We start from the raw sequence: 8,975 nt of genomic DNA on the forward strand, positions 1-8,975 counted from the left end.
GGAGCGAACCAGGGCCGGAAAACAAACGCCGGTGGGAGGGGGCGGGACGCCCCGGGGACTCCCCGGGGCGCCCCGTCCGTTCTCCGGAGTATGCCCCGCCCGGAACGGGCCCTCCGCCACGTGGTGCCCGTCTCACCCCCCGCACGCGGGAGCACGGCGGCCCCCGGCTCGATACGATGGCCTTTCCGGGCCTGACCGGGGGACCCGGTACCTCCCCCAGATTCCGTCCGGGGGGACCCCAGAGGAGCGCTCTTGCCAGACGAGGCCCAGCCACTCTCCGCCGCGCAGCCCGACCCGCAGGCCGACAAGGGTCTTGCGGCGGAGCCCGCGGCGCCCAAGAACAAGCCCGCGGAGAGCAGGCCCACGCCCGTGGCCCCCGCCCCTGCACCAGCCTCCACGCCCAAGCCCGCGCACACCCCCGTGACCCGCTCCGGCGGCTCGTCCAACCGGGTGCGCGCCCGGCTCGCCCGCCTCGGCGTCCAGCGCTCCTCCCCGTACAACCCGGTCCTCGAACCACTGCTGCGGATCGTCCGCTCCAACGACCCGAAGATCGAGACGGCGACGCTCCGGCAGGTCGAGCGGGCCTACCAGGTCGCCGAGCGCTGGCACCGCGGCCAGAAGCGCAAGAGCGGTGACCCGTACATCACGCACCCGCTCGCCGTCACCACCATCCTCGCCGAACTCGGCATGGACCCGGCCACGCTCATGGCCGGTCTGCTGCACGACACCGTCGAGGACACCGAATACGGCCTGGACACCCTGCGCCGCGACTTCGGCGACCAGGTCGCCCTCCTCGTCGACGGCGTCACCAAGCTCGACAAGGTCAAGTTCGGCGAGGCTGCGCAGGCCGAGACCGTCCGCAAGATGGTCGTCGCCATGGCCAAGGACCCGCGCGTCCTGGTCATCAAGCTCGCCGACCGGCTGCACAACATGCGCACCATGCGCTACCTCAAGCGGGAGAAGCAGGAGAAGAAGGCCCGCGAGACCCTCGAGATCTACGCGCCCCTGGCCCACCGCCTGGGCATGAACACCATCAAGTGGGAGCTGGAGGACCTCGCCTTCGCGATCCTCTACCCCAAGATGTACGACGAGATCGTCCGGCTCGTCGCCGAGCGCGCCCCCAAGCGCGACGAGTACCTCGCCATAGTGACCGACGAGGTCCAGTCCGACCTGCGGGCCGCCCGCATCAAGGCCACCGTCACCGGCCGGCCGAAGCACTACTACAGCGTCTACCAGAAGATGATCGTCCGAGGTCGTGACTTCGCGGAGATCTACGACCTGGTCGGCATCCGCGTCCTGGTGGACACCGTCCGCGACTGCTACGCGGCCCTCGGCACCGTCCACGCGCGATGGAACCCGGTCCCCGGCCGGTTCAAGGACTACATCGCGATGCCGAAGTTCAACATGTACCAGTCGCTGCACACGACGGTCATCGGCCCCAACGGCAAGCCCGTCGAGCTGCAGATCCGCACCTTCGACATGCACCGCCGGGCCGAGTACGGCATCGCCGCGCACTGGAAGTACAAGCAGGAGGCCGTCGCCGGCGCGTCCAAGGTGCGCACGGACGTCCCGAAGCACACCGGCAAGGACGACCACCTCAACGACATGGCGTGGCTGCGCCAGCTGCTCGACTGGCAGAAGGAGACCGAGGACCCCGGAGAGTTCCTGGAGTCCCTCCGCTTCGACCTGTCGCGCAACGAGGTCTTCGTCTTCACCCCCAAGGGCGACGTCATAGCGCTGCCCGCCGGGGCCACCCCCGTCGACTTCTCCTACGCCGTCCACACCGAGGTCGGCCACCGCACCATAGGGGCGCGGGTCAACGGGCGGCTCGTCCCGCTCGAATCGACCCTCGACAACGGCGACCTGGTCGAGGTGTTCACCTCCAAGGCCGCCGGCGCGGGCCCGTCCCGCGACTGGCTGGGCTTCGTCAAGTCCCCGCGCGCCCGCAACAAGATCCGCGCCTGGTTCTCCAAGGAGCGCCGGGACGAGGCGATCGAGCAGGGCAAGGACGCCATCGCGCGCGCCATGCGCAAGCAGAACTTGCCCATCCAGCGGATCCTGACCGGTGACTCGCTCGTCACGCTCGCCCACGAGATGCGCTACAGCGACATCTCCTCGCTGTACGCGGCGATCGGCGAGGGCCATGTCACGGCCCAGTCCATCGTCCAGAAGCTCGTCCAGGCGCTCGGCGGCGAGGAGGCCGCCACCGAGGACATCGCCGAGACCGCCCCGCCCACGCGCGGCCGCGCCAAGCGCCGTTCCAGCGCCGACCCCGGTGTCGTCGTCAAGGGCGTCGAGGACGTCTGGGTCAAGCTGGCCCGCTGCTGTACGCCCGTACCCGGCGACCCGATCATCGGCTTCGTCACCCGCGGCAGCGGAGTCTCGGTCCACCGCAGCGACTGCGTCAACGTGGACTCGCTGTCCCGCGAGCCGGAGCGCATCCTCGAGGTCGAGTGGGCGCCCACGCAGTCCTCGGTCTTCCTGGTCGCCATCCAGGTCGAGGCCCTCGACCGCTCCCGGCTGCTCTCGGACGTCACCCGTGTCCTGTCGGACCAGCACGTCAACATCCTGTCGGCGGCCGTCCAGACCTCCCGCGACCGGGTGGCCACCTCGCGCTTCACCTTCGAGATGGGCGATCCGAAGCACCTCGGCCACGTCCTGAAGGCCGTCCGCGGCGTGGAGGGCGTCTACGACGTCTACCGCGTCACCTCGGCGCGGCGCCCGTAACAGCGCCTACGAGAGGGGCCCCGGTACCTCCTGCGAGGTACCGGGGCCCAGCTCGTACGTACGCGGGATCAGCCGCCGAACTCCTGCAGGCCCTTCAGGGCCTGGTCGAGGAGCGCCTGGCGGCCCTCCAGCTCACGCGCCAGCTTGTCGGCCTTGGCGTCGTTGCCCGCCGCGCGGGCCGCGTCGATCTGCTTCTGCAGCTTGTCGACGGCATCCTGCAGCTGGCCCGTCAGACCCGCGGCACGCGCGCGCGCCTCCGGGTTCGTCCGGCGCCACTCCGACTCCTCGGACTCCTGGATCGCCCGCTCCACCGCGTGCATCCGGCCCTCGACCTTCGGCCGGGCGTCGCGCGGCACGTGGCCGATGGCCTCCCAGCGCTCGTTGATGGAGCGGAAGGCCGCGCGCGCCGCCTTCAGATCCGTCACCGGCACCAGCTTCTCGGCCTCGGTCGCGAGCTCCTCCTTCAGCTTGAGGTTCTCGGTCTGCTCCGCGTCCCGCTCGGCGAAGACCTCACCGCGCGCCGCGAAGAAGACGTCCTGCGCCCCGCGGAAGCGGTTCCACAGGTCGTCCTCGTGCTCGCGCTGCGCACGACCCACGGCCTTCCACTCCGCCATCAGCTCGCGGTAGCGGGCGGCCGTGCCACCCCAGTCCGTGGAGTTCGACAGCGACTCGGCCTCGGCGACCAGCTTCTCCTTGGCCTTGCGGGCCTCCTCGCGCTGTGCGTCCAGCGAGGCGAAGTGCGCCTTGCGGCGCTTGGAGAACGCCGAGCGGGCGTGCGAGAAGCGGTGCCACAGCTCGTCGTCGGACTTCCGGTCGAGCCTCGGCAGACCCTTCCAGGTGTCCACGAGCGCGCGCAGCCGTTCGCCGGCCGCCCGCCACTGCTCGCTCTGCGCCAGCTCCTCGGCCTCCTTGACCAGGGCCTCCTTGGCGCCGCGCGCCTCGTCGGCCTGCTTGGCCTTCTGGACCTTGCGCTCCTCACGGCGCGACTCGACCGTCTCGACCAGCTTGTCGAGACGAGCGGTCAGCGCGGCGAGGTCACCCACGGCGTGATGCTCGTCGACCTGCTGCCGGATGTGGTCGATCGCGACAGTGGCGTCCTTCGCCGAGAGGTCGGTGGTCTTCACCCTCTTCTCGAGGAGGCCGATCTCGACAACCAAGCCCTCGTACTTGCGCTCGAAGTAGGCCAGTGCCTCCTCGGGAGTGCCGGCCTGCCACGATCCGACGACCTTCTCGCCCTCGGCTGTACGCACGTACACGGTGCCCGTCTCGTCGACGCGGCCCCACGGGTCGCTGCTCACAGCGCCTCCTCCACATGATGCCGACGAGGGGGTTGTGCCCCCTGGGCATCGTCCACAGGTTCCCGGCGGGCCTCGCCCGCCCTCAACAACGCGGATACAGGACCGCGCTGCACAACGCCAATCTAGGCGACCGGCCGCCCGGCTGTCCGCTCTCCGCGCGACCGAAATTCAACGGTCACGCCGTGTGTCACCTCTTGTCGACCGTGGCCTTCTCGATCGTCACGGCCGTCTTGGGCGCGCCGTCCTTGGCGCCGCCCTCGACCCCGCCCTCGGCGACCTCCTCGACGACCTTCAGCCCGGCCGTGTCGATCTTCCCGAAGGGGGTGAACTGAGGCGGCAGCTTCGTGTCCTTGTAGACGAGGAAGAACTGACTGCCGCCGGTGTCCGGCTGCATCGTGTTGGCCATCGCGACCGTCCCGGCGGGGAAGGTCACCGAACCGTCCGCGCCGGCCTTGCCCAGCGCGTCCAGGTTCTCGTCCGGGATGGTGTAGCCGGGACCGCCCGTGCCGTCGCCCTTCGGGTCACCGCACTGGAGGACGAAGATGCCCTCGGTGGTGAGCCGGTGGCACTTCGTCCCGTCGAAGTACTTCTTGTCCGCGAGGTGCTTGAAGGAGTTCACCGTGTGCGGGGTCTTCGCCGCGTCCATGGTGATCCCGATGTCGCCCCGGTTCGTCTTCAGGGACATCGCGTACGTGGCCTTCTTGTCGATGGCCATGGTCGGCTCCGGCGCCTTCGACTCGCTCGCCGAGGGGGTCGGCGTCGCGGCGTCGCTCGGCGTCGCGTCGTCGGCCGCGGCGGTGCTGCCGTCGTCGGTCAGCGCGACGGACGCGTACACCGCTCCGCCCGCGGCCAGTACGACGGCGAGCGAGGCCGCGATCACGGTGTTCCGGCGCCTGGCCTTCTGCCGGGCCTCCTGCCGCCGCTGCTGCTGACGCTCGTACTTCTCCCTGGCGAGCTGCCGCCGCCGCTGATCGCTGCTGACCACCGGGTCTGCTCCTTGTCGCTCGACTGTTCCTGTCCTGGCCGGGTGTGCCCGTACCGTATACGGGTTGGCTGTGGAATACGCAGCGCCGGTAGGCTCTGATCTGCCGCTTCCGCTCCGCCGCACCCCGTGCCGGACGACATTTAAGGACGATCGTGCTGATTGCCGGGTTCCCCGCCGGGGCCTGGGGGACCAACTGCTATCTGGTCGCCCCCGCCGCAGGCGAGGAGTGCGTCATCATCGACCCGGGCCACCAGGCCGCCCAGGGTGTCGAGGAGACGCTGAAGAAGCATCGGCTCAAGCCTGTCGCCGTGGTCCTCACCCATGGACACATCGACCACGTCGCCTCCGTCGTCCCGGTCTGCGGCGCCCATGACGTACCCGCGTGGATCCACCCCGCCGACCGGTACATGATGAGCGACCCGGAGAAGGCCCTCGGCCGCTCCATCGGGATGCCTCTCATGGGCGAGCTGACCGTGGGCGAGCCGGACGACGTGCACGAACTCACCGACGGCGCCACGCTCGACCTCGCCGGGATGGAGTTCTCCGTCGCCCATGCGCCCGGTCATACCAAGGGGTCGGTGACCTTCCAGATGCCGCAGACCACGGAGATCCCCTCCGTGTTCTTCTCGGGCGATCTGCTCTTCGCCGGCTCCATCGGACGCACCGACCTGCCCGGCGGTGACATGGACGAGATGCTCGAATCGCTGGCCCGCGTGTGCCTGCCGCTCGACAACTCGACCGTGGTGCTGTCGGGACACGGTCCCCAGACGACCATCGGCCAGGAGCGCGCCACGAACCCGTACCTGCGGGACGTGGCCGCCGGCCTCGGGAGCGCGAAGGCTCCCCGACGAGGAATGTGACGAGACTACGTTGAGCACCTTCAAGGCCCCCAAGGGCACGTACGACCTGATTCCGCCGTACTCCGCGAAGTACCTGGCGGTACGGGACGCCATCTCGGGACCGCTGCGCAAGTCCGGCTACGGCTACATCGAGACGCCCGGCTTCGAGGACGTCAACCTCTTCGCGCGCGGTGTCGGCGAGTCCACCGACATCGTCACCAAGGAGATGTACACCCTCACCACCAAGGGCGGCTCCGAGCTGGCGCTGCGCCCCGAAGGCACGGCCTCGGTGCTGCGCGCGGCCCTGGAGGCCAGCCTGCACAAGCAGGGCAACCTGCCGGTGAAGCTCTGGTACTCCGGCTCGTACTACCGCTACGAGCGCCCGCAGAAGGGCCGCTACAGGCACTTCTCCCAGGTCGGCGCCGAGGCGATCGGCGCCGAGGACCCTGCGCTCGACGCCGAGCTGATCATCCTGGCCGACGACGCGTACCGCTCGCTGGGCCTGCGGAACTTCCGCATCCTGCTGAACTCGCTCGGCGACAAGGAGTGCCGTCCCGTCTACCGGGAGGCGCTGCAGACCTTCCTGCGCGGCCTCGATCTCGACGAGGAGACGCTGCGCCGGGCCGAGATCAACCCGCTCCGGGTCCTCGACGACAAGCGCGAGTCCGTGCAGAAGCAGCTCGTCGGCGCGCCGCTGCTCCGCGACTACCTGTGCGACGCGTGCAAGGCGTACCACGAGGAGGTGCGCGCCCTGATCACCGCGGCGGGCGTCGCCTTCGAGGACGACGCCAAGCTGGTGCGCGGCCTGGACTACTACACGCGGACGACCTTCGAGTTCGTCCACGACGGTCTGGGCTCGCAGTCCGCGGTCGGCGGCGGCGGTCGGTACGACGGCCTCTCCGAGATGATCGGCGGACCGGTGCTCCCGTCGGTCGGCTGGGCGCTCGGCGTGGACCGTACGGTGCTGGCCCTGGAGGCCGAGGGCGTCGAACTGGACATCCCGGCGGCGACCAGCGTCTTCGCTGTCGCACTCGGCGACGAGGCCCGCCGTGTCCTGTTCGGGAAGGTCACCGAACTCCGCAAGGCGGGCGTGGCGGCCGACTTCGCGTTCGGCGGCAAGGGCCTCAAGGGCGCGATGAAGGACGCGAACCGCTCGGGTGCCCGATTCGCCGTCGTCGCCGGTGAGCGGGACCTGGCCGAGGGCGTGGTCCAGCTCAAGGACATGGAGTCCGGAGAGCAGGAGCCGGTGGCCCTGGACGCGCTGGTCGGCACCGTCCGGGCAAGGCTGGCCTGACGAGGGCACGGGCACGCGAGGCACAAGGCACAAGGACGACCAGGGACCGGCCGCTTCGCGCGGACGGCCCCGGCCGTCCTTATGTCCACCGAACGGTGGAGAGTGGGCCCCGTACGGCAGAATGGCCGTGGCCACAAGCCCGCGAGTGATGGATCGGGGATATGACAGACACGGCGGTTGACGAGTCGGCGCGCGGCACCAGCGGCGCGAGCCGTGCCCTGGCCTGGCTGCTGGTGATCACCGGTGCCGCCGGTCTGCTCGCCGCATGGGTCATCACGATCGACAAGTTCAAGCTGCTCGAGGACCCGAACTTCACCCCCGGCTGCAGCCTCAACCCCATCGTCTCCTGCGGCAACATCATGAAGAGCGACCAGGCCTCGGTCTTCGGCTTCCCGAACCCGATGCTCGGCCTCGTCACGTACGCCATGGTGATCGCGATCGGCGTCGGCCTCCTCGCGGGCGCCCGCTACCGCCGCTGGTACTGGCTCGGCCTGAACGCCGGCACGTTGTTCGGCGTCGGGTTCTGCACCTGGCTCATGCAGCAGTCGCTCTACGAGATCAACGCGCTCTGCCTCTGGTGCTGCCTGGCCTGGGCCGCCACGATCATCATGTTCTGGTACGTGACCTCGCACAACGTCCGCAACGGCGTCATCCCGGCGCCCCAGGGCCTGCGGACCTTCTTCGACGAGTTCACCTGGGTGCTCCCCGTCCTGCACATCGGGATCATCGGCATGCTGATCCTCACGCGATGGTGGGACTTCTGGACGAGCTGACGGGCTGACGGGCGAGGGCCGCGCTGTCAGTGCTCTGACTTAGGCTTCATGACGTGGAGCCCGACCTCTTTACCGCAGCCGCCGAAGAGCGCCAGGAGAAGGACCCGTCCAGCAGCCCCCTGGCTGTACGGATGCGTCCGCGCACCCTGGACGAGGTCCTCGGCCAGCAGCATCTGCTGAAGCGGGGCTCGCCGCTGCGGCGGCTCGTCGGCGAGGGCGACGGAGGCCCGGCGGGCGCCTCGTCCGTGATCCTCTGGGGTCCGCCGGGAATCGGGAAGACGACCCTGGCGTACGTGGTCTCGAAGGCGACCGACAAGCGCTTCGTGGAGCTCTCCGCGATCACCGCGGGCGTCAAGGAGGTCCGGGCCGTCATCGAGGGCGCGCGGCGCGCGGCCGGAGGCTTCGGCAAGGAGACCGTCCTCTTCCTCGACGAGATCCACCGCTTCTCCAAGGCACAGCAGGACTCGCTGCTCCCGGCGGTGGAGAACCGCTGGGTGACGCTCATCGCGGCGACGACCGAGAACCCGTACTTCTCGGTCATCTCGCCGCTGCTCTCCCGCTCCCTGCTGCTCACGCTCGAACCGCTCACCGACGACGACCTGCGCGATCTGCTCAAGCGGGCGCTCACCGAGGACCGGGGGCTCGGTGGCGCGGTCACCCTGCCCGAGGACGCCGAGGCGCATCTGCTGCGGGTCGCCGGCGGCGACGCCCGGCGCGCGCTGACCGCCCTGGAGGCGGCCGCGGGCTCGGCCCTCGCCAAGGGCGAGCCGGAGATCACCCTCCAGACGGTCGAGGAGACCGTCGACCGTGCGGCGGTGACGTACGACCGGGACGGTGACCAGCACTACGACGTGGCCAGTGCGCTCATCAAGTCGATCCGCGGCTCGGACGTGGACGCGGCGCTGCACTATCTGGCCCGGATGATCGAGGCGGGGGAGGACCCCCGGTTCATCGCCCGCCGGCTGATGATCTCGGCCAGCGAAGACATCGGTCTGGCGGACCCGACCGCTCTGCCGACGGCCGTGGCGGCCGCGCAGGCCGTCGCCATGATCGGTTTCC

At 69.9% G+C, this 8,975-nt stretch carries 7 protein-coding genes; 5 read left to right on the forward strand and 2 right to left on the reverse strand.

What is annotated here, in order from left to right:
• The first annotated feature begins 252 nt into the window (after positions 1–252).
• Positions 253–2,727, forward strand: a complete 2,475-nt coding sequence (locus ACFUJR_RS13630) for a RelA/SpoT family protein (RefSeq protein ID WP_383175795.1) — start codon at positions 253–255, stop codon at positions 2,725–2,727.
• Positions 2,728–2,795: 68 nt separating this feature from the next.
• Here the strand turns inward: ACFUJR_RS13630 and ACFUJR_RS13635 are convergent, their stop codons facing one another.
• Positions 2,796–4,025, reverse strand: a complete 1,230-nt coding sequence (locus ACFUJR_RS13635; protein ID WP_383175792.1) for a DUF349 domain-containing protein — start codon at positions 4,023–4,025, stop codon at positions 2,796–2,798.
• Positions 4,026–4,212: 187 nt separating this feature from the next.
• Positions 4,213–5,010, reverse strand: coding sequence for a peptidylprolyl isomerase (locus ACFUJR_RS13640; protein WP_383175789.1), 798 nt, complete (start codon positions 5,008–5,010; stop codon positions 4,213–4,215).
• 152 nt (positions 5,011–5,162) lie between these two features.
• Here ACFUJR_RS13640 and ACFUJR_RS13645 point away from each other — a divergent pair, with 152 nt between their 5' ends.
• From ACFUJR_RS13645 to ACFUJR_RS13660, 4 genes are all read left to right on the forward strand, one after another.
• The gene (locus ACFUJR_RS13645) at positions 5,163–5,870 is read left to right on the forward strand and encodes an MBL fold metallo-hydrolase (RefSeq protein WP_352186540.1); all 708 of its coding nucleotides are present in this window, start codon (positions 5,163–5,165) and stop codon (positions 5,868–5,870) included.
• A 10-nt stretch (positions 5,871–5,880) separates the two neighbouring features.
• Positions 5,881–7,143 (forward strand): histidine--tRNA ligase, encoded by a 1,263-nt coding sequence (gene hisS, locus ACFUJR_RS13650; RefSeq protein ID WP_383175785.1) that lies wholly within the window; start codon positions 5,881–5,883, stop codon positions 7,141–7,143.
• A 161-nt stretch (positions 7,144–7,304) separates the two neighbouring features.
• On the forward strand, positions 7,305–7,916 hold the full coding sequence (locus ACFUJR_RS13655; protein ID WP_383175782.1) for a vitamin K epoxide reductase family protein: 612 nt from the start codon (positions 7,305–7,307) through the stop codon (positions 7,914–7,916).
• 53 nt (positions 7,917–7,969) lie between these two features.
• Positions 7,970–8,975 (forward strand): replication-associated recombination protein A (locus ACFUJR_RS13660; protein ID WP_383450397.1); only part of this gene is annotated, 1,006 nt, incomplete at its 3' end.

The sequence above is a fragment of the Streptomyces sp. NPDC057271 genome (assembly GCF_042668715.1).
GTDB lineage: Bacteria > Actinomycetota > Actinomycetes > Streptomycetales > Streptomycetaceae > Streptomyces.